The sequence below is a fragment of the Pseudoalteromonas sp. SD03 genome, from assembly GCF_040937955.1.
Classification (GTDB): domain Bacteria; phylum Pseudomonadota; class Gammaproteobacteria; order Enterobacterales; family Alteromonadaceae; genus Pseudoalteromonas; species Pseudoalteromonas tetraodonis.
The window spans coordinates 1,826,645-1,852,416 of the sequence record NZ_CP162514.1; the positions used below are offsets into that span (position 1 = coordinate 1,826,645).

Genomic DNA, 25,772 nt, shown 5'->3' on the forward strand with positions numbered 1-25,772 from the left:
AAAATAAAAATCTTTGATCGCGATTTAAATTTAACTTTCATAAGGCAAAAACTTATCAATTCGCCCTTTCGACGTTGACTCAATTTTTAATGGGTGCTTTATATCATTCCATGCAGTGACTTTACCGCCCATGTTCATTTTTTCAAAACCAGCTAAGCTGCTGATAATATTTAAAAACTCACATAGCTTATTAAAACTCTCGGGGTTTGCTATATCAATGGCTAAAAAATCATTAGGCCGGTCAGCAAAATAAGCATTAGCACTATTAAAATGAGTGTTATAACAATTAGTTAAATATTCATCCTGATTAATGTTTTCGAGTGAAAAATCACTAAACGTATTTAAATAACAGCGCTTTAAATGAATATTAAAGCCGCCATCGGCACGCGTTAAATTAGTATGCATACGCAGTAAAAGCTGTTTGATTGAAGGCAACCACGCGCTAAGTTCTCGCTTTAAATATACAAATTTAGAACCTGGGTAATATTTATCTAATGTTTGATAATCGTTAAATACAGGTGTGTCTGCGATAGCCACCGCATTTTCAAAACAAGCGTTAGTGTAAGCAGTATGGGCAGTAGGTATACCAAAATCTAAAAATGCATTACATACGCTAGTCGTCCCAGTGCGTGGTAAACCAATAATAAATATTTTTTGTGTCATGGCGTTTTAAATGTCTTTTTCTGAAAACCAAAGTGATGCATCATTAAGGGGTGTTAATGCGGGTAACTGATTGTTTTTTAATTTAATGATGATTTTATTTTTTATATCTGCATGCTCAATCGCACTGCGATGATAAGCCTTAAACAAGCGATCAAACTCACCGTTTTTACGCATAATAGCTAAGCCTTTCTCAACCGCTTGCGCTATTTCGGGCTTTTCTTTACTAAAAAAGAAGTAGATTGCACTTGGATATTGCAACAATAAGTGTGGCACTATCGTGAGGTTAGCACCGGCTTCATCTTTAAAGGTATTGAGCTCAGTTTCAACCTCTAACACAGAACGAGGAAATACATCACCTCGGCCTTTTATCAACATATTAAATAACGAACTATATTCGATTGATGTAGATACAGTTAAGCCGTTATCCTGCAGTATTTGTGTGTCAGGCCAATCATGCCCTTGAATAAAATGTATACTTTTAAAGTCGCTCAGGGTATTGATGTTTAATAAGGTATTCACTTTATCCTGTGTAGTTACCAAAACACGCCACCCATATAACCCCTTAAATATAGGCACTCTAACGGGTAGTAATCGTTGCTCACGCTGTTTAGAGGTCATGGTCCAAGCGACGTTTATTTCATCATTATGAAGAATTTGCTTTAACGAGCGGCTCTGTGGCATCGAAATACTTGAGGGTTGTAATGTAAAATTTTCTCCGCTGAATTGCAGAGCTGTTCTTAATAGTACTAACGGGTAAAAAATTTCATCTTCACCACTGCGCATTGTTTTGGGGTATACAACATGCAAACTAGAAACGGTGTTTTTGCTATTATTTTCTATTGCCCATGCAAATGATGTCAGCGAACTGAAAAAATAAACACATGTAAAAACAATAGCTAACCGCATAATCGTTTATCTACTTAAAAGTAATAACACCGCGCTTACTATCACAATAGCAAAGGTGATCATCATGCTCAATCCACGTGCCTTTAAATTATTGTTAATAATGGCAGAACCATGAACAACACGGCTGATAAATAATAAACCGCCTAGCGCATGCACATAATGACTAGCTAACCCTTGATACTCCAATAAAAAAACTAAAATTAAGCTAATGGGCACGTACTCAATAAAATTACCATGCGCTCGGGTTGCACGTTCAAGCGCGGTATTACTGCCATTACCTAACGAAATCCCTTCGGCTTTACGTATTTTTATAACATTAACACTCAAATAAATATAATAAAGGGCCAATAAGGCCGCATAGCTAGATATGATCACAGTATAGTCCATTTAATTTTTCAGCAATAATAACACATAAGTTAAGCGGTAAATCAGTAGTTTTATCATGAACTATGCTAGAGTAATTTATACATTGGAATAGTAATAAGTAAGGATAATATGTATTTAAGAACAAAAATCACCAATCACTATCGTGAAATAATAAACAGTATTGGCTTTTATCCCTCACTCCTGTCTGTTGCGTTTTTAATTTTTGCTGTACTCACTATGTCTGTTGAGTATTTAGCCCCTATTGAGCAATTTAAATCATTAATCTCATTTGTATTAGTAGACAGTGCAGAAAACGCACGAACCATATTAAGCACCTTAGCTGGCAGTATTATTTCGTTAACCGTATTTAGTTTTTCTATGGTGATGGTGGTTTTAAATGCGGCCAGCGCTAGCTTGTCACCCAGAGTCGTTCCTGGGCTTATTACCCGTAAATCGCATCAAATGGTATTAGGGTTTTATTTAGGCAGTATTATTTATTCTATTATAATGCTCATTAATATTAATAAGTTAGATAACGGAAATACGGCAATACCCTCATTAGGGGTGCTCTTTGCATTAATTTTTGGTTTGATTTCTTTGGGCTTGTTCGTTTTTTTTATTCACTCTATTTCAAAAGCAATTCAGGTTGATAACGTATTAAATGGTTTATTTAGACAAACCAAACAAGAGATCCAAGACATCATCAACAAACAAGGCGATAACCCCGTTGATAACTTTCCTGAATTTTCAAATTGGCATTCAATAAAAAGTACTACTGAGGGTTACTACAAAGGGGTTCACACAAATAAGCTGTGTGCTATTTTGGCTGAAGAAAAAATAGAACTTTTTATTACCGTTAAGCAAGGTTACTTTACCGTTAAAGGCTACCCGTTCTTAAAGTGTAATAAAGACATTTGTGAAAACGAAGAGTTAATAGAGAAAATTTTAGACTGCTTTATTTTTTATATAGAAGAATACATTAGCGATCATTACCGTTATGGATTAACCCAAATTTCTGAAATTGCGGTAAAAGCAATGAGCCCAGGGATTAACGATCCGGGCACAGCGGTTAAAGCTATTGATATGCTGAGTATTTTATTGATTGCTCGCCTAAAGATTAATGCGATTAACTACGCATGTTATCAACCAGAAGAAGCCCCTTTGCTCTATTTTCATGAAACCAGTTTTGATGAATTACTGCATGATAACTTCACTCCTTTGCGTAATTATGCCAAAGCAGATGCCTATGTAATGACCAACGTTATTGAAGCATTTAAAAATATTTTGTTTATTGCCAACGAGGATGTTGAAGCTCGAAACAGTGTGTTTAATTATTTAGGTGCCATTGTTGATGATATTAATCAGCACATTTGTAATGAGTATGACCGACGAGAAATTAGAAATATGCTACAAGCAATAGTGCGAATTAGTGAGTTACAAGGTAAGCAGTTGGTGGCACGTTTTGAGCAGCACCGACCTATTAGCGAGTAAGCTCTGTAGAGCTATTTATTCTGCCGAGGGGCAAAGAGCTATCGCTCCTCGGCAGCGCCTATTTGGCATTGAAAGATCATCAAACCCTAATCTATATAATAAATTGCATAGCTTGACGCGCTAATTGTAATTTCACCCGCATGATAGGCATCTGGGACATAATTACCAGGTGCACTGTCTGCCATCATTACTTTTTCACTGCGCATGTACGGTGTAGATGGCATATCAAGCGGGGTTAAAGACGCGCTATATAAGCCTTTTAACTCTACATCAAAGTCGTCACTTAGCTCTTTTGCCGCGGCTTTGGCTTGTTTAATTGCCATTTTTTGTGCTTTTTTATGCAGCTCATCGTAGTTGCTAGCTAAAAATTGAGTCTGTCTAATTTCATTAATGCCATTATTAACTAAGCTTTGTAGTAATTCAGGGTATTTATTAATTGCAGAGAGTTTAATAGTGAGCGTTCTTGATACTTTAAAGCCAGTAAACTCTTGTTTACCTGTTTCACGATTATATTGGTTATCACGGTATATAGAAATTTGACCGGCATTAATATCCGCATCATCTACCCCCAGTTTTTTTACTAAACTTATTGCACTGGCCATAGTGGTATCGGTTTGTTTTTTTGCTGCAATTAAGTCTTTATCTATTTCAGTAATGCCCACCGTTAATAAAACATGATCCGGCATCGTCGTTAGTGAAGCTTCACCTTTAACATAAATATGCGGCTCTTCTGGGGCGTTGCTCGCATAAGCTGATGTACTGAGTAATGCGGCGGTTAAAATCGAAAGCGTTTTCATAAGTCTATCCTTTTAAATTTGATTGCCTCAGTTAACACCTTATGCGGTTAATTAAAGATGAACAAGCATAAAAAAAACAGGCAAAAGCCTGTTTTTTTTAATCTCTACTGTAATTAAATGCTGCAACGTTTGTAGTTACGGTATTTTGGTAACCAGTAGTTTTTGTCGATGGCTGCCCACAGCGCATCGTCTGAAATTTCAAGGGCTACGCCCTCTTCAATTGCTTTTTTAGCCACTGCAAACGCAATACGTTTACTAAGCGTTTCAATTTCAGTCAGTGCCGGTAGTAAGCTGCCTTTACCTGTATTAGCTAAAGGTGACGACTCAGCCAACATTTCGCTCGACATTATTAGCATCGCATCGGTAATACGCGTCGCTTTAGCGGCAATAACACCTAAGCCAATACCTGGGAATATGTAACTGTTATTACATTGTGGAATTGGGTAAGTCACACCGTTATAAACAACTGGGTCGAATGGGCTGCCAGTTGCAACAATTGCTTTGCCATCGGTCCATTTAATTACATCTTCTGGGTAGGCTTCTACTTGTTTAGATGGGTTACTTAACGGGAAAATAATTGGCGATTCACATTTAGCATGCATAGCGCGAATGACTTGTTCGGTAAATAAACCAGGTTGGCCAGATACACCAATTAAAATATCTGGTTCAGCACAGTGCATTACATCTAATAATGACGCGTATTCGCCGCTGTAAGTCCAATCTGCTAGGCAGCTAGTTGGTTGTGCAAGCATTTGTTGAAAGTCGCGTAAGCCTTGCATACCATCTGTTAATAAGCCAAAACGGTCAACCATAAAGACTTGGCTACGTGCCTGTGCTTCACTAATACCCTCAGCAACCATAGTGCTAACAATTTGTTCAGCAATACCACAGCCTGCAGAGCCTGCGCCTACAAAAACAACTTTTTGAGTTGATAATTTAGCACCTTTAACACGACATGCTGCTAATAAAGACCCCACAGTGACCGACGCAGTACCTTGAATGTCATCATTAAAGCTACAAATTTCATTACGGTAACGCTTTAATAATGGCATTGCATTAGGCTGAGCAAAATCTTCAAACTGCAGTAACACATTTGGCCAGCGACGTTTAACTGCTTTAATGAATAAGTCTAAAAACTCATCGTATTCGTCTTGTGCAATACGTTTATGGCGAGCACCCATGTACATTGGGTCGTTTAATAATTTTTCGTTATTGGTTCCCACATCGAGCATAACCGGTAACGTATAGGCTGGGCTAATACCGCCACACGCGGTATACAAAGAAAGTTTACCAATTGGAATGCCCATACCGCCAATACCTTGGTCGCCAAGGCCTAAAATACGCTCACCGTCGGTAACAACAATCACTTTTACTTTGCCTTTTGTGGCATTACGTAAAATATCGTCAATGTGAAAGCGATCTTCATAGGAAATAAATAAACCACGGGCACTGCGATAAATATCAGAAAACTTTTCACACGCATCACCCACCGTTGGGGTGTAGATAATAGGCATCATTTCTTCAATATGATCGCGCACTAAGCGGTAATAAAGCGTTTCGTTGTTATCTTGAATGGCGCGTAAATAAATGTGCTTATTTAAGTTGTCGTTAAAACTTGAGTACTGCTGGTAACAACGCTCAACTTGCTCTTCTATTGTTTCGTAACGAGGAGGAAGTAAACCAGCAAGATTAAAGTTTTCACGTTCTTTTTGGCTAAAAGCACTTCCTTTATTCAATAACGGGGTTTCAATTAGGCCTGGGCCAGAATAAGGAATATAAAGATAATTTGGATCGGTATTTGTAGTCATATTTCCAAGCTTTACTGAATCTTAAGTAATGATCTGCCATTATCATTGTTAAAGGCTAAATTGCAATGACATTTAAGCTTGTCAGACCATTGAAAATTTACAAATACAAGCGCTACTTTAGTATAAAGCCACTCATATTTGGTGAATATGTTAGCTGGCTGTTGTGAGTTTATAAAAATTAAAACGAGCATTAGACCAGCGTTTGCTGTGTGCAATGATTACAACAGTGTCAGTTATTTTTAGATTTGCTAATTTTTTACGTTAGTTAACATACTATTTTCAATCAAATAATCATTAACTATTAAGCTGTTACATAAATAACAGCAGGTAATACATTAGCTGCAAACCTGCTGTTGATTATACATGTTTTAGAATTTAAATGAGGCTTTATTATTACTTAAATCCGATAAAGCCATCCCTTCCCTGCGAGGATCGGCGGCGCCATACAAACGGTTATTTTTAACTTCTACCGCATGCAGCCCAGAGTTTAAGTCAATCACGCGCACATCATGGCCGCGCTTTTTAAGCTTTGGTACCACCGCTTCAAGTGCAGTGCCTTTTTCAATGCTGGTGTAGTCGTTGCGATTAGTGGTACGCGGTAAATTAATGGCTTGTTGCGCGTTCAAATTCCAATCTAAAACGCCAATAACAACTTGCGCTACATAATCAATAATACGACTACCGCCAGGAGAGCCAACCACTAAACGTAAGCTCCCATCTTGATTAAATACCATCACGGGTGACATTGAGCTGCGCGGACGTTTATGGGCTTCTACTCTGTTAGCCACTAACTTGCCATTTTTACGCGGCGAAAGTGAAAAATCAGTCAGCTGATTATTTAAAATGAAGCCATTAACCATGACCGTCGAACCAAACGCCATTTCTATAGAGCTGGTCATCGAAACAGCATTGCCTTTGCTATCAACAATCGAGACATGTGACGTAGACGGAAGTTCAAAAGAGTCATCATTTGCGTAGCTTAAGTAATCAACTGGATCACCAGGAAATGCTTTTTGATCTTTTTCAGTGATTAATTTTGCGCGGGTGGCGATATAGTCTTTGTTTAATAACTCCTCGGTAGGGACTTGGGTAAAATCAGGATCGCCAATGTATTTATTTCGATCGGCAAACGCAATGCGCGATGCTTGGCTAAAGTAATGAATAGCCTCTGCGCTATTAGCTTTAATATTGGCCATATCTTTATGTTCAAGCAAGCCTAAAATTTGTAGCACCGCTACACCGCCACTACTAGGTGGTGCCATAGAGCACACTTTGTAAACGCGGTATTTAATACATACAGGGGCGCGCTCTTTGCTGGTGTAGTTAGCAAGATCTTGCTCAGATAATTTACCCGGTGCAATTTTTGATTTCTGCACTGCACTTACCATGGCTTTTGCATTATCACCTTTATAAAAAGCGTCAATCCCTTGTGAGGCAATGTCTTTGTATAAATTAGCAAGCGGCTGATTTTTTTTAATACTGCCTACTTTGATCACTTCACCATTGGGAAAAAAATACTCATTTATGACCGGCATACTCATAACACCCGGGTTTAACTGCCTAACGAGTAAACCATGTAATCGTGGAGATACTTCAAACCCTTGTTCAGCTAGCGCAATAGCTGGCTTAAATAACGTTGCCCATGGCAAGTTACCATATTGTTTATGGGCACTGGCAAACGCATGTAAAATACCTGGTACACCCACCGAGCGACCACCTACAACTGCTTCAATCCATTTAACAGCTTTGCCATGTTCATTTAAAAACAGGTTTTCATCGGCATTACTGGGGGCTGTTTCGCGACCATCAAAACTGGTGAGTTTATTGTTAGCTTTGTTGTAATACATCATAAACGTACCACCACCAATGCCTGATGATTGCGGCTCAACTAATGTAAGCACTAATTGGGTGGCAATTGCGGCATCAACGGCGCTTCCGCCTTGGGCTAAAATGGCCTTACCCGCTTGTGAGGCATAAGGATTTGCAGCCGCAACCATGTATTTATCGCCAGGTACTAACTGCTTTTGTACTACCCCTGTGGCGGCTTCTGGTTCACGGGTTTCAATTTGGCTTGCTTGCTGTGCAAATAAAGGAAAAGACAGTGCACTTAAAGAGAGAGCAAATAAAGAGTTGAGCTTAAAATTCATAATTACTGATTAAACTTAAATTGCATGGAAGATAATTGGCATCTTAAAGTTAAACAGGCACAATATGCAAAAATAAATATAAAAAAATGATCATTAAATGCTTAATTTACCCCTTCAGCCGCGTTATGTTTTACCCCCCTTGTGTTTAATTGTATTAAGTACGCTCTTATCATGGCTTGGTATGAACAATGAGCTTGAGTTTAATCGCCCATTAATTGAACAAGGCCAACTATGGCGCTTATTTACGAGTCAATTTGTACATGCTAACTGGGTACACCTAGGTTTAAATTGTGCTGGTATCGCGCTTATTTGGTTATTGCACGGTGAATATACTACACCTAAGCAATACAGCTTTAATATTGCACTCCTTGCGCTTTGGTGTGGCTTGGGTGTTTATTGGTTTTGTCCAACAATCATTATTTATACAGGGCTGAGTGCGCTATTGCATGGCGTGATCGTGTGGGGGGCCATAAAAGATGTCACCGTCGGGCTAAAATCAGGTTATATCTTGTTTATTGGTGTATGGATAAAACTTATTCTTGAGCAAGTTAATGGTCCAAGCGCAGAAATAGGTCAACTCATTCAATCAACGGTGGCCGTTGATGCGCATTTAATTGGTGCAATTGGTGGGGTTATATTAGCTGTGCCGCTGGTTGTAAAACACATCAAAAACGATACTAAACACAGTTAAAAAAACGCCACATAAGTGGCGTTTTTATTTTTAGTCGATTAAAGCGTTTCTTTAAACAGTTTATAAATTCGACGGTATTCATCTAACCAGCTCGAAGGCTGAACAAAACCATGCGGTTCTACTGGGAAGATTGCTGTTTCAAAGTTTTCTTTTTCAAGTTCTATTAAACGCTGTACTAAACGTACTGAATCTTGAAAGAACACGTTATCATCAACCATAGGCGCATTTATTAATAAATGCTTTTTAAGCCCTTCTGCATAATAAATAGGTGAACTACGCTCATAGGCAATCGGGTCAACATCAGGGTGATTCAAAATGTTAGCCGTATAACCTGTGTTGTAATGAGCCCAATCAGTCACTGGACGAAGCGCTGCGCCTGATTGAAACAAGTCTGGTGCGGTAAATAACGCCATGAAGGTCATAAACCCACCATAAGAGCCACCGTAAGTCCCTACCGCTTGGGTATTAACATTGGCATTATCCGCCATCCATTTTACGCCATCGGCTAGATCTTGTGTTTCAGGTGTTCCCATTTGGCGATAAATAGCCGTTCGCCAATCACGACCATAGCCTTTAGATGCGCGGTAATCCATATCCATTACTACATAACCTTCATCTGCTAGTAATGAATGGAACATAAATTCACGGAAGTAGCCAGACCACCCCATGTGTGAATTTTGCAAGTACCCTGCACCGTGGTTAAAAATAACCGCTTTGCGGGTTTTACCTGTTTCACCCTCTTGGTAATCAGCGGGGTAATAGACTTTGGCGTATATGGGCTGATCTGTATGACTTGATGGCACAGCAACAATTTTAGGCGCTGTGAGTTTTTTAGCTAAAAACGCATCAGATACCGTATTGGTTAAACGAGTCGCGGTTGTGTTTGCTTTAGCCTCTGCCACATAAAGTTCAGTCGGCATAGTGATTTTAGAATGTCTAAGTAATAACTTAGATTGATCAGGGCTTAAGGTGTAATCCGTCATACCGTTTAAGTCGGTTACTTGCTCACTAACACCTGTTTGTGGATTAACGCGGTATATTTCGTAAAGACCCGGATGCTCAATATTCGCTTTATAATAAATAGCACTATTGTCATCAGTAAGGGTTAAGTCAGACACTTCAAACTGACCTTGTGTTAAAGCCGTAGCCTTGCCATTTAAAGGTTTTTTATAAAGCTGACTGTACCCCGACTCTTCCGATAAATAATACAGCGTGGTTGAGTCATTTAACCAACCAAAGTCGTTAAACGCATACGCAATCCACGCATCGTCATGTAAACGGTGTTGAGATACGAGTTTGTTATTTTCAAAATCAACGGTAGCCAACCAACGATCTTTGTTATCCCATGCTTCAAGCATAATCGCAACTTGGCTGCCATCATCGTTCCAGCTGATAGGCGATTGATCCCATCCCCAGTCTGAAATTACATTAATGCCACGCGGTTGCTTCTTAGACTTATACGTTTTCCCTTCACGGGCATAGTTTTCTTTTTTAACCTCAGCGAGTACATCTTCATCAAAACCAGGCAAGGTATTAAACCCTAAAGTAGTTTGGCTTTGATCTGCAAGGTTAATATAAACAATTTCAGAAGTTTGCTCTTTAGCGTCAGCCACACGACGGCGAACTTTTTTAGGCTCTATAGTCGCATCATCAGTGATGTAGTTAGGCATAATGTCGCCTTCACCACGCCATGAACTTTTTTCTTGAACAACCACAATTAACGCGTCGCCATTTGGAGAAAGCTGGGCCTCATCAACCGTGTTGCCATCGCCTAAATAGTAATGCGTGTTGGCAATTGAGCTATTTTGGGTTTTAACTTGCTCATTTCGCGCATACTTGTCTTGTTTGTTTTTATGCTGCAGTGCAATGTAATCAATCAGCTTATGTTGTTCTTTGGCAATATAAGTTGTTGGCTCTTTTATACCTTGTGGTTTGTCAGCCAGTTTTAAATTAGCAATTTCACGGGTTAAACCTGTGGTTAAATCTACTTTAAAAAAGATATTACCTTGGCGATACGCTAAGTTACCATCGTTTAAAAATTGTGGTTTTGACTCGGTGGCTGAGCTTTGCGTAATTTGCTTAATTACGCCTGACTGTACGTTTTTAATAAATATGTTGCCTTCAAACACATAAGCTTGAAGTGATTTATCGTTAGAAAAAACAGCTTTACTTGAGCCTACGCTGTGAAGCTGATTTAAAGCCACTTGCTCTGCTGTTTGAGCGTTTACAGCTTGAGTGAATAAATCTCTTAGCTCACTACCTTGTTGTTTTCGCGCGTAAATAACAGTACTTGAGTCAGCACTCCAAAATGCACCTTGCGGTTGGCGTCCAATCCAATCAGGGTGAGCCATCGCTTGTTCAAGCGTAATTTTTGAGACACCCATGTCTGCAGGTGTGTTAACAACACTTGCAACCTTGGTATTTGTTTGAATAGCTGAGTCATTAGAAGTTGTGGCGGTTGCTGTACAGCCCGCTAACATAACACTTGACGCAACAGCCATTGCAACAAGTGTTTTAGAAGATGAAAATTTAAAAATCATAGTGCTTCTTGACGGTTATTATAATTAACCGTATTTAAGCAGAAGCACCTTTATAATTGCAATTATTTAAGATAAACAACGCTGATATCGGGGTGAGTAACCCGTTTATTCAACCGTTAAATCAAGCCATACCATACGGTGGTCACTTGATGCGTTTCTATCTTTGATTAAACGGTACAATTCGCTTTGTTTTTTCGGCCAAAATACGCCACCATCTTTAATGGTTAGTCCATAATTTGAAGGCAGAACGTAATCAACGCGTGCCTGCCAATTAGCAGTATAATTTTTAGCATAAGCTTGTGGGTATTGCTCTTTAGCGCCCTCACTGGTTGGAATAAAACCGGCATTAATCATCGGGCTTTTAAGTAACTGATCTGTTGTATTTGTGCGCTTTTTATCGCCCTCAGGGGCGGCATTTAGGTCACCTAAAATCACAAAGCGTGATTTTGCTGCAAGACCGCCCTTTTTACCGTTATCGTCATACAGGTAACTTTCGTTATTAACGTAATCAGCAATTAATCTAATTTCATCATGATTACGAATGCCGTTTCTGTCTTCATCACCATCAAACACAGGCGGCGTAGGATGCGAGGCTAACATGTGAACTACTTTATCATTTACTTTTACCGGTATATCCCAAAACGATTTAGAGCTTAAACGTAAAGCATTCCATTCTTCTTCGTTATACCAATTTGTATTGGTTTTTGGATCTACCGGCATTTTCACATTCGGTAAATCTTTGTGCTTAAACGTTTGCAGGGTTCTGATGTTGTCAAAATCAATGGGGTAACGAGACAAAAACGCCATTGCGTAGTGGCCTTCAAAAAATCCAAAACCTTGCGCATCGCCCATCACACCATTTTTTTTGCCATCGTTGTCTAAATCAAACTCTGTGGCTAAGCCTGTGTTAACTGGTGCAATGTAAACATAAGGATAATCGATAGCCGCTTGATCATTTTGTCCTACATTTAAGTAATGGGTTTTAAAGTATTCTATCCCTTGTGATTTAGGGACGTAGTCAAATTCATTTAAAAGCACTACATCTGGACGAACGCGTTGAATTATTTCAGCAATATTTTTAATTTGCTGGTGGTCAGAGCGCAGCGCGTTAACTAAGGCATCGCTTTTTACTTTTTCATTTTTAGCGGTGTAATTGGTTGCATCCATACTGACATTAAACGTTGCGACCCGTAATGACTCTGCGTGAACATAGCTTGCTGAAACCAGTGACAATAAAAAGCCACCAATAATTTTAATACCGAGATCATGTCTCATTATATGAATCCATCTATAATTAATAATAAAATAACACTGCTAACCACGATCCAAAGAATCACAGCCATTAAAAACGGTTTAATTCCCGCTTGCTTTAGTACCGATAACGACAAACCACTGCCAATTAAAAACAGTGTCATCACTAGTATTTGCTTCGCTGCAATGTTTATCAACTCCCAATAAGATGAAAGCGACGGCACATAGGTATTAATTAATGCGGCTAATAAAAAGCCTACAATAAATAATGGAATACTCGCCTTTTCATCTGAGCGCATAAACACACCCGCAAGCGTAGTGTATGGAATAATCCACATAGCACGAGTAAGCTTCACTGTTGTTGCTATGCTCAGTGCCACTGCACCATAAGTAGCCGATGCACCTACCACGCTGCTGGTATCATGAATTGCAAGTGCAGCCCATAATCCAAACTGCTCTTGGGTTAATTCAAAATAGTGCCCAATTGCAGGGAATAATAATAACCCTACACCATTGAGTAAAAATACGATACCCAGCGCCACAGCCACTTCATGATCTTTGGCTTTTATAACCGGTGCCATGGCCGCAATAGCGCTACCACCACAAATAGCGGTTCCAAAGGAAATTAACACGCCTGTGTTACGATTAAGTTTAAACACTTGAGTTAAAATTTCGCCAAGTCCAATTATGGCAGTAATACTGACAATTGTTAACACTAAAGAGCTGCGACCAACCTCAATTACCTGATTAAAATCAACAGCAAACCCCAGCCCCATAACCGCCAACTTTAGCATCCATTTACTGGCCTTTTGTGATAACTCAGCAAACGGGTTACCCAAGGTAATCGAAAATAACGCCCCCATAACCAAGGCACTACCAGCGCCAATAAATGGAGTGATGCACAAAGCCAGTAATATTATAAATACAGGTTTATGTAATTTAGCGATAATCATAACGTTAAGCGCGAATGAGTTTATTAGTCAGTTTATGGACAACGGGGGCAACAAATATAACCGTTGGAAAGGCAATACAAAAGGCAAATAACCACGCTTTAAGCCAGATAGATACGATGTTATCGACCATACCAACATTAAATAGAGAAATAACTAACGACATAAAACCTGACATGAAAAGTGCCATAAAAAAGGCAAACACAATAGTACGAAACTTTGGATGGATCATTGAAAAGAACCTTTAGAAGGTAAAGCGATATATTGAAGTTAAGTTCAATTTATCGCTTTGTTTTTTAACTTATAATAACGATTTGCTGGTAGCTAATACACCGGGGTAATCTTGCTCTGGTAAACACATTGCGAGTTCACCAAGGCGTTCACCTAATTGCTGTAAATTATCAGCAGATACATTAATGTGGCCCATTTTGCGACCAGGTTTTACACTTTTACCGTACCAATGGCTGGTTACATCTGCTGTTTTTAACACATCAGTAGGTATTTGTGCTTGGCCTAATACATTTATCATAGCAGTCGGTTGCTTAAGTTGCGTACTACCTAGAGGTAAGCCGGCAACAGCACGCATATGGTTTTCAAATTGCGAGCAATGAGCACCTTGTTGCGTCCAATGGCCTGAGTTATGAACTCGCGGCGCAATTTCATTAACCAGTAATGTACCTTGCACATCAAAAAACTCAATGGCGAGTACACCCACATAATTAAGCTCATTCGCAATTCGGGTAAATGCCGTGATTGCTTGTTGTTCTAGTTGGCTATTATTGTTTTTACCTGCAACCGAAAGCGTTAACACACCCTCGGTGTGCTCGTTTTCAGTTAATGGATAAATAGCAACATGGCCGTGTTTATCGCGCGCACCAATAATAGAGACTTCACGATCAAACGGGATCATTTTTTCTGCAATTATGGTGTGCGGAGCGTGCTCAGTGCCTGATGCAATAAAATCAGCCATTTCAGCCCAAATCTGTTCAATTTGATCGTCTGATTTTAAGCGCCATTGGCCTTTACCATCGTAACCCGCTTGGCATGTTTTAATGACTAATGGCTTACCAAGTGTTTGAACCGCGAGTTCAAGATGCGCTTTTTCAGTAATTAATTGATATGGCGCGCATGCGACCGCAGTTTTATCTAGGAGCGCTTTTTCAAGCGCACGGTCGCCACCGGTTTTAATGGCTTGTTTGCCCGGATAAAACTTATTGCTATTACAACACTGTGTAAGTACATCATCTGGAATATGTTCAAACTCGGCCGTAATAGCATCAGCGTTTTCTATCGCTTGTTCGAGCGTTGTTGGGTACACTTCATTGGTAAGCGGATGTACAATCTTTGCGCTGCCTACATCATAAGCAACCACATTTAAATTAAGCGGTGCACCAGCTAAGCTCATCATTCGTGCTAGCTGCCCTGCCCCTAAAATTAAAATATTCATGATCACTCTGCAGGATTTGGGTTAGCTAAAACAGTCTCAGTTTGTTCTTTACGGAACGCTTCGATTTTTGCGAATATTTCTGGATTTTGACATCCTAAAATTTGTGCCGCTAATAAACCTGCGTTTGCAGCACCGGGCTCACCAATAGCAAGAGTACCTACCGCAACACCTTTTGGCATTTGGCATATAGATAACAGAGAGTCTACACCGTTTAGCGCTTTAGATTTAACGGGTACGCCTAAAACTGGCAGAGATGTAAACGCTGCCGCCATTCCCGGTAAGTGCGCCGCGCCACCTGCGCCTGCAATAATAACTTTAATACCGCGTTCTGCGGCTGAACTTGCGTAATCGGCAAGTAATTGAGGAGTGCGGTGGGCAGAAACCACTTTAGTTTCATACTCAATGCCAAATTTTTCTAGCATAAGAGCGGCGTGTTCCATGGTTGGCCAATCTGATTTAGAACCCATAATAATGCCAACAGTCATAAATACTCCTCAGTAATGTATTTTAAAAATAGCGGACTTATGTCCGGTTTTATGGCGGGTATTATATACTTAAATGCTGCACTAATGCGACCAGCAGGCAATAAAAAAGCCATGTTAAACATGGCTTTTTTTAAACAGCGAAACAATCAGCAATTAAGCTTCTTTACTCGCTAAATATTCTGAGTAGTTACCTCTAAAGTCGATAACTTTACCGTCTTTAATTTCCCAAATACGGGTGGCAACTGATGATACAAACTGACGGTCGTGTGACACAAACATCAAGGTACCTTCATACGCTTCAAGTGCTAAGTTAAGCGCTTCAATTGATTCCATATCCATGTGGTTGGTTGGCTCATCCATTAATAAGATATTTGGTTTATGCATCATGATTTTACCAAACAGCATACGACCTTGCTCACCACCAGATATTACTTTTACTGATTTTTTTATATCGTTTTGTGAAAACAACATACGACCCAAGAAGCTACGCACTACTTGCTCATCGTCGCCCTCTTGTTGCCATTGCTCCATCCACTCAAACAAATTCATGTCTTTTTCAAACTCATCGGCATGATCTTGTGCATAGTAGCCAATGTTTGCATTTTCAGACCATTTAAACTCACCGCTTTTAGGCGCTAAACGTCCTGCTAAAGTGTTTAATAATGTTGTTTTACCCACACCATTTTCACCAATAATAGCAATGCGTTCACCTACTTCAACTAGGCCTTCTAATCCTGAGAATAAAGTTTCTTCAAAGCCTTGCGATAAGCTAGTCATTTCTAGTGCGTTACGGAATAACTGCTTTTCTTGTTCAAAACGAATAAATGGCGACTGACGTGACGACGCTTTTACTTCGTCTAATTGAATTTTATCAATTCGTTTTGCACGTGAAGTGGCTTGCTTTGCCTTTGATGCGTTGGCAGAAAAACGCGATACAAACTGTTGAAGCTCTGCAATTTGGCTTTTCTTTTTAGCGTTTTCACTTAATAAACGTTCGCGTGCTTGAGTAGCTGCAAACATGTATTCATCGTAGTTGCCCGGGTAAATACGTAGCTCACCGTAGTCAATATCGGCCATGTGCGTACATACCGAATTTAAAAAGTGACGGTCATGCGAGATGATGATCATGGTACAGTCACGTTGATTCAATACATCTTCAAGCCACTTAATTGTATAAATGTCCAAGTTATTAGTAGGCTCATCGAGCAGCATGATATCAGGGTCTGAAAACAACACTTGAGCTAGAAGTACACGAAGTTTAAAACCTGGTGCAATTTCTGACATAGGTCCGTAGTGCTGCTCTGTAGCAATACCCACACCTAATAGTAACTCACCCGCTTTAGATTCAGCCGAGTAACCGTCCATTTCAGCAAATTCAGTTTCAAGATCGGCTACTTTCATGCCGTCTTCTTCACTCATTTCAGGTAGGCTATATATACGGTCACGTTCTTGTTTGATATCCCACAATTCTTTATGACCCATAATCACGGTATCAATAACAGAATATTCTTCGTAGGCGAATTGATCTTGGTTTAGTTTAGCAACGCGCTCATTTGGATCAGTACTTACGTTACCCGAAGATGGTTCTAATTCACCACTAAGGATTTTCATAAAGGTCGACTTACCGCAACCATTAGCACCAATTAAACCATAACGGTTTGATTCGCCAAATTTAGCTGAGATATTTTCAAATAACGGTTTAGCACCAAATTGCATGGTGATGTTAGCTGTACTAATAATAGCGCTACCCTCCAAGGGAGACTGAAGTATTTAAATTGCGCGCAGTTTAAACCAAATCACCGTTTTTTTCTATGAAAGTTTATAGCACCAAACTCAAAGTAAACGGTGGCTGTTTATTAACTATAAAAGCAATTAAATAGCCAAAGTACTGGGCGAGTAAATGTGCTGAAAAGGTGAGTAAAACTCATTATTGTACTGTTGATGCAGTAAAAAAATGTTTAATAAAAAAACAACTAGCATAAAACCTTTTATAAATTATTTAATCGCGTTTACAGGCAACTTGGTCGCATTTTACTTTTATTAACAATTAATACGGCTATATTAACGTCTTTTATAGTATTAGAGTTTTAGCTCTACCCATGCCGACAGGCACAACTATGAAAAAAATTCAACATCCCCTCTCCTGCATTTAAGCCTAATGTCTTATTCCAAAATTAAATGGCAGTTTATACGGCTACAAAATAAAAACAGCATTAACTTAAAATGAACAAGCTGCGTGTTTTGTGCTAATTGTCATTGATAATTTTTCACTTTTGAGCCTTTTATTGCTTTGCTAGTCTGCACGACTTCGAATTTAGTAATTATAAAAACGTCTTTAATTTAGGCAAGGCACACACAATGAAAAGAAAATTAGTATCGCTAGCAATTGCGGGTATTTTAGCTGCTCCAAGTGTTTCAGCAGTAGAAGTGTTTAAGGATGAAAAAAATACAGTCGCAGTAGGCGGATATATTGATGCGCGAGTGATAAATACTCAAGGTCAAAACGAAATCGTCAATGGTGCCTCACGAATTAATTTTGATTTTAAACGCCAACTAAAAAACGGCTGGGAAGCAATGGCTTTAGTTGAATGGGGTGTCAACCCTGTTGGCAGTAGCGATATTGTATACAACAACCGTTTTGAATCTATTCAGGATGAGTTTTTATATAATCGTTTAGGTTATGCAGGACTTAAACACGATAAATACGGCCAAATTACGATTGGTAAACAATGGGGTGCGTGGTTTGATGTTGTGTATGCAACAAACTACAGCTATGTATGGGATGGTAACGCTGCCGGTGTTTACACTTACAACAAAGACGATGGTGCAGTAAATGGTACTGGTCGTGGTGATAAAACACTGCAATACCGTAATAGCTACAACGACTTTGACTTTAGTGTTCAAACTCAGTTAAAAAATAGCGCTTTTTATACTTGTGATGTAAGTAATATTACAGAATCACAATGCCAAGCAAATTTTGAGTCTGGAGATGCTGCTGCACAACAAGTTGAATTTAACTATACGTTTGGCGGTGCAGTAACCTATAACGTGACTGATAAGCTAAAACTGACCGCGGGTATTAACCGCGGCGAGTTTGAATTAACGTATGGCGACGGAACAACCCGCTCTGTTGACGATTTAATTTATGGTGCAGGTGTTATTTGGGGCAATATTGATGCGCCAGGCTTGTATGTAGCCGCTAATATCAACAAAAACGAAAACCACGATACAGATAACATAGGTCGTTTAATTAAAGATGCGATTGGTATTGAAACATTTGTGTCGTATCGCTTTGATAACGATTTTAGACCATTTATTGCCTATAACTTATTTGATGCAGGTGATGACTACGTAATTCAACCAAACTTTAATGCCGATCCTAACGATGTATTTAAGCGTCAGTTTGCAGTTATTGGTGTGCATTACTTAATTGACCAAGACACACAACTTTATGTAGAAGCACGTAAAGACTTTGGTGATTTTGAAAGTAATAATAAACAGCAGCAAGCGCTAATGGAGCAATATGAAGATGACGGTATTGCTTTTGGTTTTAGATACGTTCTTTAATATCAGTTGAGCTTTCAAGCTTAAAATCACAAAGCTAAACTTAAAGCCCTGCAAAATAGCAGGGCTTTTTTCGATTTGTTTAGTTGAAGCTTGAGCTATTTTTTCTTAAATGCTTTTTTTAACGCACGCGTCCCCTCTGTTGGCCCTAGAATAAGCCATAAAAAAGCAACCCCTCCTGGGACTAAAACTGCTTTTAATATTGGCCCTAGCAAATAAAAATAAAAATAAATTAGTGGAATAAAAAGTACATAACCAATAACACGTTTGATAAACTTCATGTAACATCCTTATAAAAATGAGCATGCTCACAATATTAATTGAGCGCGCTCAACTAATCAAATAATGGTTTAGCCCTTTTATTTAACAAACAAGTAAAGCATTGAAATATAATGAGTAAAAAAGAAAAGACACGCGATAAAATTTTAGCTTCAGCATGGGAATTATTTTTGCTGCAAGGTTACGATCACACATCAACAAGAGAAATAGCGGTTGCAGCCAATGTTGCTGTAGGTACAGTGTTTAGTCATTTTGAAAATAAAATTGATTTATTGATGGCCGGTATGCAACAACAAATAGCCGTTATTATTAACCAAGCAAAGCAGTTAGATACGCAGCACTCCCCTCGCTTAAAGTTACGTCATTACGCTCATCCGCTTTATTCTTTTTATTGTGAAAATAGTGAATTTAGTAAGCTATTAATTAGCGACATCATTTGGAGAACGTCTTTTTTTAAAGCGCAGATGGATGAATTTAAACAACTGCTTTTTAGTGAACAACCGAAGTTTGATGAAACAAAAGCAAGCGTAATGATGGACTGTTATTTTATGACCTTAATCGATGGGTTAAACGATCCCTTACCAAATGCTGAAAATATGCTTAGACAGTTAAGTAATAAAATAGCGCTTTTGTAATTAAGTCCTAAACGTATAGATCGGTGCTGATATAAATAAAGCACCGCCCACCTTTTTTGTTATTTAAATTCTTTATTTAACGATCCAGATAGCCAAACTCAATAAGCGTTATAAACCCACCACTCCACTTATGAGTAAATCGATAATTTATATTACGCCATTGCTAAGATTACATTTAAACACAATTTAGTATGATGTGTTCTTACATGTATTACCTTACATCCTCCAGCCATTTACACCATAAAATAATTTATAGCAAAACGGCTTAACTGTACATATATACAGTTAAGCCGTTTTGCTAGTACTACTCTTAATTAAAGTTCAACAATATTATTAATTAATAAATTCATCATAGGCCATTAAAGCCCCCGTAATACTCAATGCTGGATTATCATTATGCTTTGCATCAGGGTTTACTTTACTGCCCCACACTAACCAGTTACTAGTATGGCTGACTAAACTTTGCTCCAAGTTATTATACGCCTCAAGCATTAATTTATGCTCAGCCCCGCCAACAGTAAAATATAATAAGGCGGGTCTATAGTAGCTCTGTGTTTTAACTTGTAAAAAGGTATTAAGATGATTTACTACGGTCATATCGTCATACCAAGCCGCAGGGCTAAATGCAAAGTAACCATTAAATAGCGATGGTTTGGTATGCAGCGTATATAAAGTAAAACTGCCCCCTGCCGAAAATCCCGTTAATATACGGTTTTCAGTTAACCTGTAGTTAGCCTCTAAATAAGTAAGTAGCTCTTGCTCTATAAAAGCTAAAAACAAATCAGCTTTACCAAAAATTTCTGGCGAAGTTTCATGTTTAGGTCGAGGATTTGTATTTACGTCCTTCCTGGCATAAGGTGGTACAAGATCACGATTTCGGGTATCAGTAAAAAACTGATTAGGTATAGCAACTAAAATAGCCTCATTTAATATACTTTCAGGATTTAATGCTTTTAGCGCTTTATCCCAATTAGCTAAATTAAAATTACCATCTGTTTTTATAATAAGTGGATACGCTTTATTTTTATCAAAATCATCGGGGAACCTTATAAATACCTTACGAGACTCATTAAGCACTTTCGAATCTAAGGTTACATCAACAAAGTCTGAAACATTATTTTGATAATAACTAAACCCAGTTATTGCAAACCCAAATACACTAACAGCAAACAATACATTTAAAATAATCGCTTTTTTAATTCTCATGCGCCATCCATTTTAGTTAATTGCTTATGCCATACACCGTTATTAAGTTGCTGCTTTAATACAAAGCCAAGTTTAGTAAGCAAGTTATAACAGCGTACGTTTTTACCATGAATTTCTGCATATAAGTGCTCAATGTTTATAGAGCTATGCACTTCACTGACAAAGCCTTTAAGTACTTCTTGCATTAAGCCTTGCTGCCAATAAAAAGGATCGAGTTCGAAGCCCAAATAAGCACTTTGGGTTTGGCTATTTATGTTATATAAACCACAGGTACCAATTAGGTCACCAGATATATTATGTTCAATCGCAAGCCGAACACCTTCACCTTGGTAATAACTCGAGATATCATCTTGAATTAACTGCTTAATATGCTGTTTATTTAGCGGGGTTTTATAATCGTTAAACTCATAAACGAGTGGATTATTTAAAATTGTTAATAGCGCTGCGCCGTGTTTGTGGGTAATTAAACGTAAGGTAACGCGGGGTAATTTTATAGTTTTAAACATGCCTACGCCAAATAAAGTAAACGCGCTTTAAATAGCACTTTATAGAGCGTCATTATTAACTTACCATACCGTATTCACAAGCATTAATTGAGATAAACTATGAGTGACAATTTTAAAGTAATACAACCAACTACTACTGTTTACTGCCCAAAACGTGGTGAAGGTTGGACCCTTACCGGCATTACTAATATTAACGAGTTTACGTCGGTTATGTTTGATGGTGTGCGTTACACCTTACCAGCGAGAGAAATTGTAGAGCAGTTGCTGCCTAACCAATTAGCGCGTGAACAGCAAAATAGCTAAATTAAACAAAATTTATCACTTAACCATATGTACACAGTTTTCTGGTAATGGGCTTAAGTCATGATTTTCTGGGGTATTAGCAGCAACTTTAAAGCCTAGCTTTTTATAAGCCGATACTGCTGCTCGGTTGTATTTATAAATAAACAATGAGCAATCATTAACATTTAAGTTTAATTGCCCATGTTTACATAATGCTTTAATTAGGGAGGCTGCAATTCCCTCCCCCCTTCGTATAGGGTTTACTATTAAACGCGCCAAATGACATTTGTTTTTTTGTTGATAATATTGCCCAAAAGCGAGTAATACGTTTTGTTGTCCAACCAATACAAAAGAAGTCGAGACATCAAGGTTTAAGTCTTCAATAAAAGTCTGCGCCGTAAATGGGTACCTAAAGTAAGGGCCAGCCCATTGAGTTATGTCATGTTGATCATTAAACCAACTCATTAGCTCGATAATATGCGTATTATTAAGTGGTTGTAATGTCATTCGCCTTGTTGATTCCTTCAAAACGCATCATCTTCACTGTATACATTTACATTAAGTTCGTCGTTATCTTCAAATACAACAAACGAAATCGGCTTACAACACACTTGGCAGTCTTCTATGTATTGCTCATCAATATCAGCCACATCAATTAATACTTCTATGGTTTCGCCGCAGTAAGGACAACTAATTGACTTTTCGGTTAACTGGTTCATGATTTCCCCTTTCAAATTTACATAAGGTTATAATTTCACTTTAGTAAACAACCTTATATATGACAATGCTCGTAAAGTGACTTAAATATTCAAATTTAAACAGCGTTAGCTAAAATATTGTTTAACTTAATTAAATCAACTAAGCCATGTAGGTTCTGATTTAAAAAATAATCGCATTGCCAACGCTGAGTGACTTTAGCAGAATTACTAAATGCGCCAGTCCCTTTTAATGCCCTACTTTCGCTCCAAGGCGGAAATACTCTAAAAGCCGTTTTGCCTTTTTGGTTTCTACCTGTGACGATGCCTTTTTTAACTAACAACTCAACCGGAAATAAAAAGAAACCGCTTTGTGTATTTGCTACTTGGTTGTTACTAGTGGTTAATCCATCACTTGAAACCGCTACTAATAAATAGTCAAACTCATTGGCCAATGGAATTGGTTTAGAATTACTCAAATCCGCTGGGCGTTTCCATAGTGCTAAAAAAGCGCCAGGTCTGTCGGGTGTAATTTTAGCTTTTCTGTAAATTATACGTTTTTGGTTTAAAGTAAATGCATAGCCATGGTATTGGGCATTTTGATTATGAGGTATCAACTCATCAGCGTTTGGTAGTTTATACCCTGAGGGAGCAAAGTTGTTTTGTAAAATGATTAATAATTCATCATGCAAATGATCATTCGTCATTAAACTTTTCATATCTCGCATCCGTTTTATATAAAGTGAGTTCAAACCCTTAAGCAACTTTGTAATGAAAGAGTTTTTAAAGTTAGCGGGTCTTACTATACAAGTATTTATACATAACTAAAGGTGAACATTTTTATGAAACACACATTAGCGCTAGTATTGACCTCTATGGGGATTTTGTTTAGCTCATTAACATACGCTAAAACCGAACAAGCTATTTTAGCCGGTGGCTGTTTTTGGTGTATGGAAAGTGACTTTGAAAAACTCGAAGGTGTAACCGATGTGATCTCAGGGTTTACTGGTGGTGAACTTAAAAATCCAACCTACAATGGTAATCACCAAGGCCACTACGAAGCTGTGCTGGTTACCTACAACACTAATGTATTAAGCTATCAAGATATTTTAAACCATTACTGGGTGAATATTGATCCTTTTGACGCAAAAGGTCAGTTTTGTGATAAAGGCCCAAGCTACCGTAGTGCGATTTTTGTTGCTAATGAGCAACAGCGACAATTAGCTAAGCAATCTAAACAGGCGGTAGTTAACGAATTTCCTGAGCAAACGGTAGTAACCCCTATTCTCGATGCTAAAACCTTTTACCCGATAAAAGGCGATGAAAGTTATCACCAAGATTATTACAAAAATAATCCTATTCGTTATAACACCTATCGCTGGCGTTGTGGCCGTGATAGTCGCCTAGAAGACATTTGGGGCGATAGAGTTACCCACTGAGTTTAAAAAACCAAAAGGCTGCAAAAAATGCAGCCTTTCTAATATTTAAGCAAAGTAATAGCAGACTAATTATTTATTCTATGCTCAAAGCTGCAAGCCCACTTAAACAATTCATTTTTTAAGACGGTTAAATAGGCTTCCTATCATGACGATTTCTTTTTTATAGGAAACACCTTAAACCAAAATGCCATTTCAAAAACAAAGCCCGCAATAATAAAAATAAATAAGCCAGTAGTGCTACCATAAGAATAACAGGCAATAGCAGCAATAATTAATGCAGCTAAAATCAACCATTTTATAAACACATTCATCTTTAATACCTTCGGTTCTGTTGATTTATCGTGGCAAATTCCATTTAGGTAATCAGATCCTATGCATCATGATTATTCACCAAAAAAGTGTGTCTAGCGTAATTACTCGTTTATTGTTTGTCTATTAAAACGTATCGTAAAATGTTACGCATTGTTTCTACTGAGTTTTTATTTTAAAAAACGCGTTATTTGCAGAATCTTTAATTACTAATACCTCAAGTAAGTACACCTTCGCTCACAATAATTTATTAAATATTCTAATACAAAGGTAAATTTCTTGTTGCCACAAAAGGGACTAATGAGTACTTTAATTAAATAATTAGTTTTATAACTTTAACTAATTATTAAGTACTAAATACAATTTCATGTCTTAAATTAATACAGGAGATTTACCTTGCTTGATATCATAGCGCTTTTTATAAAAGTAAATCATTACAAAACATTTAATGAAGCGTCAGTAAAGTTAAATATTCCTTTACCCACTTTACAAAGAAAAATAAAAAAACTTGAAGAAGACTTATCGTTAGCGTTGTTTTATCGTGAAAAAGGAAGTTTGCGATTAACAGAACCTGGAAAGAGTTTTTATAGCCACTGCCTAGCCCATGTAGAAGGTTTACAAACTACGCTGTGCAATTTTAAGAATTTCAGTGAAAATAAAGTGAGTAAAATTAAACTAATAGCGCCGCAAAACTTTATAAAGAGTGTGTACTTCTCAGGCGTTATAAATCAATTCACATTACTTTATCCAAATATTAAAATTCATATGATGCTATCGGATGAACGCCTTGATTTAAAAGCTACCGAGTTTGATTTAGCCATTAGAATTGGAAAACTAGATAGCTCTCAAAATATATGTAAAGTTATTAACCAAATGAGTTTTGTTTTAGCTTGTTCATCGAGTTTAATTGAGCAATATGGCATACCAAGTAATTTTGACGATTTAGCTAAACTACCCCACATATCGTGCTCGCCATTCGAAAACTGGTCCTTTAAAACAAATAAAAATGAACAGGTAATTTTTAAACCTCAACCTAACTTTATTTCTAACGATATAGAAATGTGTGCCTTAGCTGCTATTGAAGGAAGAGGTGTATATTATGGCCCTAAATATTGTTTATTACCGCATATAAAAGACGAAAGCTTGGTTGAAGTATTAACGCAATTCAAACCCATAAAGCGAGATGTAAACCTGATATGGCCTGATAAATTAATTCCAAAAAGCACACGCTATTTAATTGATTTTTTAGAGCACTCTCTCAAAGGAATCAAAATGTAGCTACCGCAGCATTAATAATTTAATTAATTTTTGTAAT

General features: G+C 38.0%; 27 protein-coding genes. 7 read left to right on the forward strand and 20 right to left on the reverse strand.

The window, feature by feature from the left end; genetic code table 11:
• Positions 1-30 precede the first annotated feature (30 nt).
• Genes ABZP26_RS08485 through ABZP26_RS08495 form a run of 3 tightly spaced genes read right to left on the reverse strand, consistent with a single transcriptional unit; the run spans position 31 to position 1,944 of the window.
• Positions 31-663 (reverse strand): sulfotransferase, encoded by a 633-nt coding sequence (locus ABZP26_RS08485; RefSeq protein ID WP_368484790.1) that lies wholly within the window; start codon positions 661-663, stop codon positions 31-33.
• A gap of 6 nt (positions 664-669) precedes the next feature.
• Complete coding sequence (locus ABZP26_RS08490) at positions 670-1,569, reverse strand: hypothetical protein (RefSeq protein ID WP_368484791.1); 900 nt, start codon at positions 1,567-1,569, stop codon at positions 670-672.
• Between the two features lie 6 nt (positions 1,570-1,575).
• Positions 1,576-1,944: an MAPEG family protein gene (locus ABZP26_RS08495; RefSeq protein ID WP_024602502.1), complete on the reverse strand. Its 369-nt coding sequence runs from the start codon at positions 1,942-1,944 to the stop codon at positions 1,576-1,578.
• A gap of 120 nt (positions 1,945-2,064) precedes the next feature.
• Between ABZP26_RS08495 and ABZP26_RS08500 the strand changes: the two genes are divergently transcribed.
• Complete coding sequence (locus ABZP26_RS08500) at positions 2,065-3,426, forward strand: DUF2254 domain-containing protein (RefSeq protein ID WP_028835242.1); 1,362 nt, start codon at positions 2,065-2,067, stop codon at positions 3,424-3,426.
• An 86-nt stretch (positions 3,427-3,512) separates the two neighbouring features.
• Here the strand turns inward: ABZP26_RS08500 and ABZP26_RS08505 are convergent, their stop codons facing one another.
• From ABZP26_RS08505 to ggt, 3 genes are all read right to left on the reverse strand, one after another.
• The gene (locus ABZP26_RS08505; RefSeq protein ID WP_368484792.1) at positions 3,513-4,223 is read right to left on the reverse strand and encodes an SIMPL domain-containing protein; all 711 of its coding nucleotides are present in this window, start codon (positions 4,221-4,223) and stop codon (positions 3,513-3,515) included.
• A gap of 113 nt (positions 4,224-4,336) precedes the next feature.
• On the reverse strand, positions 4,337-6,031 hold the full coding sequence (locus ABZP26_RS08510) for an NAD-dependent malic enzyme (RefSeq protein WP_028835240.1): 1,695 nt from the start codon (positions 6,029-6,031) through the stop codon (positions 4,337-4,339).
• A gap of 368 nt (positions 6,032-6,399) precedes the next feature.
• Positions 6,400-8,178, reverse strand: coding sequence for a gamma-glutamyltransferase (ggt, locus tag ABZP26_RS08515; protein WP_058154608.1), 1,779 nt, complete (start codon positions 8,176-8,178; stop codon positions 6,400-6,402).
• 97 nt (positions 8,179-8,275) lie between these two features.
• Between ggt and rrtA the strand changes: the two genes are divergently transcribed.
• A complete protein-coding gene (rrtA, locus tag ABZP26_RS08520; protein WP_368484794.1) occupies positions 8,276-8,869 on the forward strand; it encodes a rhombosortase in 594 nt (197 codons plus the stop codon).
• Positions 8,870-8,907: 38 nt separating this feature from the next.
• Here rrtA and ABZP26_RS08525 read toward each other — a convergent pair whose 3' ends face one another.
• From ABZP26_RS08525 to ABZP26_RS08555, 7 genes are all read right to left on the reverse strand, one after another.
• The gene (locus tag ABZP26_RS08525; RefSeq protein ID WP_290208048.1) at positions 8,908-11,409 is read right to left on the reverse strand and encodes a prolyl oligopeptidase family serine peptidase; all 2,502 of its coding nucleotides are present in this window, start codon (positions 11,407-11,409) and stop codon (positions 8,908-8,910) included.
• Between the two features lie 105 nt (positions 11,410-11,514).
• Positions 11,515-12,684, reverse strand: a complete 1,170-nt coding sequence (locus tag ABZP26_RS08530) for an endonuclease/exonuclease/phosphatase family protein (RefSeq protein WP_033103442.1) — start codon at positions 12,682-12,684, stop codon at positions 11,515-11,517.
• On the reverse strand, positions 12,684-13,613 hold the full coding sequence (locus ABZP26_RS08535; RefSeq protein WP_368484795.1) for a YeiH family protein: 930 nt from the start codon (positions 13,611-13,613) through the stop codon (positions 12,684-12,686). Before ABZP26_RS08535 ends, ABZP26_RS08530 begins: the two co-directional genes overlap by 1 nt.
• A 4-nt stretch (positions 13,614-13,617) precedes the next feature.
• Complete coding sequence (locus tag ABZP26_RS08540) at positions 13,618-13,842, reverse strand: DUF2798 domain-containing protein (protein WP_013464944.1); 225 nt, start codon at positions 13,840-13,842, stop codon at positions 13,618-13,620.
• Positions 13,843-13,911: 69 nt separating this feature from the next.
• On the reverse strand, positions 13,912-15,057 hold the full coding sequence (locus ABZP26_RS08545; protein WP_368484796.1) for a 5-(carboxyamino)imidazole ribonucleotide synthase: 1,146 nt from the start codon (positions 15,055-15,057) through the stop codon (positions 13,912-13,914).
• Positions 15,058-15,059: 2 nt separating this feature from the next.
• A complete protein-coding gene (gene purE / locus ABZP26_RS08550) occupies positions 15,060-15,542 on the reverse strand; it encodes a 5-(carboxyamino)imidazole ribonucleotide mutase (protein ID WP_013464946.1) in 483 nt (160 codons plus the stop codon).
• A 153-nt stretch (positions 15,543-15,695) separates the two neighbouring features.
• Positions 15,696-17,282 carry an ABC-F family ATPase gene (locus tag ABZP26_RS08555; protein ID WP_214552433.1) on the reverse strand — a complete coding sequence of 529 codons (1,587 nt, stop codon included), beginning with the start codon at positions 17,280-17,282 and terminating at the stop codon, positions 15,696-15,698.
• A 618-nt stretch (positions 17,283-17,900) separates the two neighbouring features.
• Here ABZP26_RS08555 and ABZP26_RS08560 point away from each other — a divergent pair.
• Positions 17,901-19,109, forward strand: a complete 1,209-nt coding sequence (locus ABZP26_RS08560) for a porin (RefSeq protein ID WP_368484798.1) — start codon at positions 17,901-17,903, stop codon at positions 19,107-19,109.
• A 95-nt stretch (positions 19,110-19,204) separates the two neighbouring features.
• On the opposite strand, the gene ABZP26_RS08565 is transcribed toward ABZP26_RS08560, so the two are convergent.
• Positions 19,205-19,387 (reverse strand): hypothetical protein, encoded by a 183-nt coding sequence (locus tag ABZP26_RS08565; protein ID WP_368484800.1) that lies wholly within the window; start codon positions 19,385-19,387, stop codon positions 19,205-19,207.
• A 111-nt stretch (positions 19,388-19,498) separates the two neighbouring features.
• On the opposite strand from ABZP26_RS08565, the gene ABZP26_RS08570 reads away from it, so the two are divergent.
• Entirely contained in the window at positions 19,499-20,020 is a 522-nt protein-coding gene (locus tag ABZP26_RS08570; RefSeq protein WP_028835232.1) for a TetR/AcrR family transcriptional regulator, read from the forward strand.
• 333 nt (positions 20,021-20,353) lie between these two features.
• On the opposite strand, the gene ABZP26_RS08575 is transcribed toward ABZP26_RS08570, so the two are convergent.
• Positions 20,354-21,226, reverse strand: a complete 873-nt coding sequence (locus ABZP26_RS08575; RefSeq protein ID WP_368484801.1) for an alpha/beta hydrolase — start codon at positions 21,224-21,226, stop codon at positions 20,354-20,356.
• Complete coding sequence (locus ABZP26_RS08580) at positions 21,223-21,732, reverse strand: GNAT family N-acetyltransferase (protein ID WP_290190988.1); 510 nt, start codon at positions 21,730-21,732, stop codon at positions 21,223-21,225. Before ABZP26_RS08580 ends, ABZP26_RS08575 begins: the two co-directional genes overlap by 4 nt.
• 99 nt (positions 21,733-21,831) lie before the next feature.
• Here ABZP26_RS08580 and ABZP26_RS08585 point away from each other — a divergent pair, with 99 nt between their 5' ends.
• A complete protein-coding gene (locus tag ABZP26_RS08585) occupies positions 21,832-22,035 on the forward strand; it encodes a hypothetical protein (RefSeq protein WP_013464954.1) in 204 nt (67 codons plus the stop codon).
• 15 nt (positions 22,036-22,050) lie between these two features.
• On the opposite strand, the gene ABZP26_RS08590 is transcribed toward ABZP26_RS08585, so the two are convergent.
• The 3 genes from ABZP26_RS08590 to ABZP26_RS08600 form a co-directional block, all read right to left on the reverse strand.
• Complete coding sequence (locus ABZP26_RS08590) at positions 22,051-22,521, reverse strand: GNAT family N-acetyltransferase (RefSeq protein ID WP_290190989.1); 471 nt, start codon at positions 22,519-22,521, stop codon at positions 22,051-22,053.
• A gap of 17 nt (positions 22,522-22,538) precedes the next feature.
• Positions 22,539-22,733 carry a CPXCG motif-containing cysteine-rich protein gene (locus tag ABZP26_RS08595; protein ID WP_036956501.1) on the reverse strand — a complete coding sequence of 65 codons (195 nt, stop codon included), beginning with the start codon at positions 22,731-22,733 and terminating at the stop codon, positions 22,539-22,541.
• Between the two features lie 95 nt (positions 22,734-22,828).
• Complete coding sequence (locus ABZP26_RS08600) at positions 22,829-23,428, reverse strand: MepB family protein (protein ID WP_368484802.1); 600 nt, start codon at positions 23,426-23,428, stop codon at positions 22,829-22,831.
• Positions 23,429-23,551: 123 nt separating this feature from the next.
• Here ABZP26_RS08600 and msrA point away from each other — a divergent pair, with 123 nt between their 5' ends.
• Positions 23,552-24,148 carry a peptide-methionine (S)-S-oxide reductase MsrA gene (msrA, locus tag ABZP26_RS08605; RefSeq protein ID WP_090492574.1) on the forward strand — a complete coding sequence of 199 codons (597 nt, stop codon included), beginning with the start codon at positions 23,552-23,554 and terminating at the stop codon, positions 24,146-24,148.
• A gap of 143 nt (positions 24,149-24,291) precedes the next feature.
• On the opposite strand, the gene ABZP26_RS08610 is transcribed toward msrA, so the two are convergent.
• Positions 24,292-24,459: a hypothetical protein gene (locus ABZP26_RS08610; protein WP_167380509.1), complete on the reverse strand. Its 168-nt coding sequence runs from the start codon at positions 24,457-24,459 to the stop codon at positions 24,292-24,294.
• A gap of 394 nt (positions 24,460-24,853) precedes the next feature.
• On the opposite strand from ABZP26_RS08610, the gene ABZP26_RS08615 reads away from it, so the two are divergent.
• Positions 24,854-25,735 (forward strand): LysR family transcriptional regulator, encoded by an 882-nt coding sequence (locus ABZP26_RS08615; RefSeq protein WP_033103433.1) that lies wholly within the window; start codon positions 24,854-24,856, stop codon positions 25,733-25,735.
• The last annotated feature ends 37 nt before the right edge of the window (positions 25,736-25,772 follow it).

What these genes read in the sequence shown, in the direction of transcription:
- ABZP26_RS08485 (WP_368484790.1), bottom strand. Translation starts at nt 663, where the DNA reads ATGACACAAAAAATATTTATTATTGGTTTACCACGCACTGGGACGACT.
- ABZP26_RS08490 (WP_368484791.1), bottom strand. Translation starts at nt 1,569, where the DNA reads ATGCGGTTAGCTATTGTTTTTACATGTGTTTATTTTTTCAGTTCGCTG.
- ABZP26_RS08500 (WP_028835242.1), top strand. Translation starts at nt 2,065, where the DNA reads ATGTATTTAAGAACAAAAATCACCAATCACTATCGTGAAATAATAAAC.
- ABZP26_RS08505 (WP_368484792.1), bottom strand. Translation starts at nt 4,223, where the DNA reads ATGAAAACGCTTTCGATTTTAACCGCCGCATTACTCAGTACATCAGCT.
- ABZP26_RS08510 (WP_028835240.1), bottom strand. Translation starts at nt 6,031, where the DNA reads ATGACTACAAATACCGATCCAAATTATCTTTATATTCCTTATTCTGGC.
- ggt (WP_058154608.1), bottom strand. Translation starts at nt 8,178, where the DNA reads ATGAATTTTAAGCTCAACTCTTTATTTGCTCTCTCTTTAAGTGCACTG.
- rrtA (WP_368484794.1), top strand. Translation starts at nt 8,276, where the DNA reads ATGCTTAATTTACCCCTTCAGCCGCGTTATGTTTTACCCCCCTTGTGT.
- ABZP26_RS08525 (WP_290208048.1), bottom strand. Translation starts at nt 11,409, where the DNA reads ATGATTTTTAAATTTTCATCTTCTAAAACACTTGTTGCAATGGCTGTT.
- ABZP26_RS08530 (WP_033103442.1), bottom strand. Translation starts at nt 12,684, where the DNA reads ATGAGACATGATCTCGGTATTAAAATTATTGGTGGCTTTTTATTGTCA.
- ABZP26_RS08535 (WP_368484795.1), bottom strand. Translation starts at nt 13,613, where the DNA reads ATGATTATCGCTAAATTACATAAACCTGTATTTATAATATTACTGGCT.
- ABZP26_RS08540 (WP_013464944.1), bottom strand. Translation starts at nt 13,842, where the DNA reads ATGATCCATCCAAAGTTTCGTACTATTGTGTTTGCCTTTTTTATGGCA.
- ABZP26_RS08545 (WP_368484796.1), bottom strand. Translation starts at nt 15,057, where the DNA reads ATGAATATTTTAATTTTAGGGGCAGGGCAGCTAGCACGAATGATGAGC.
- purE (WP_013464946.1), bottom strand. Translation starts at nt 15,542, where the DNA reads ATGACTGTTGGCATTATTATGGGTTCTAAATCAGATTGGCCAACCATG.
- ABZP26_RS08560 (WP_368484798.1), top strand. Translation starts at nt 17,901, where the DNA reads ATGAAAAGAAAATTAGTATCGCTAGCAATTGCGGGTATTTTAGCTGCT.
- ABZP26_RS08565 (WP_368484800.1), bottom strand. Translation starts at nt 19,387, where the DNA reads ATGAAGTTTATCAAACGTGTTATTGGTTATGTACTTTTTATTCCACTA.
- ABZP26_RS08570 (WP_028835232.1), top strand. Translation starts at nt 19,499, where the DNA reads ATGAGTAAAAAAGAAAAGACACGCGATAAAATTTTAGCTTCAGCATGG.
- ABZP26_RS08575 (WP_368484801.1), bottom strand. Translation starts at nt 21,226, where the DNA reads ATGAGAATTAAAAAAGCGATTATTTTAAATGTATTGTTTGCTGTTAGT.
- ABZP26_RS08580 (WP_290190988.1), bottom strand. Translation starts at nt 21,732, where the DNA reads ATGTTTAAAACTATAAAATTACCCCGCGTTACCTTACGTTTAATTACC.
- ABZP26_RS08585 (WP_013464954.1), top strand. Translation starts at nt 21,832, where the DNA reads ATGAGTGACAATTTTAAAGTAATACAACCAACTACTACTGTTTACTGC.
- ABZP26_RS08590 (WP_290190989.1), bottom strand. Translation starts at nt 22,521, where the DNA reads ATGACATTACAACCACTTAATAATACGCATATTATCGAGCTAATGAGT.
- ABZP26_RS08595 (WP_036956501.1), bottom strand. Translation starts at nt 22,733, where the DNA reads ATGAACCAGTTAACCGAAAAGTCAATTAGTTGTCCTTACTGCGGCGAA.
- ABZP26_RS08600 (WP_368484802.1), bottom strand. Translation starts at nt 23,428, where the DNA reads ATGAAAAGTTTAATGACGAATGATCATTTGCATGATGAATTATTAATC.
- msrA (WP_090492574.1), top strand. Translation starts at nt 23,552, where the DNA reads ATGAAACACACATTAGCGCTAGTATTGACCTCTATGGGGATTTTGTTT.
- ABZP26_RS08610 (WP_167380509.1), bottom strand. Translation starts at nt 24,459, where the DNA reads ATGAATGTGTTTATAAAATGGTTGATTTTAGCTGCATTAATTATTGCT.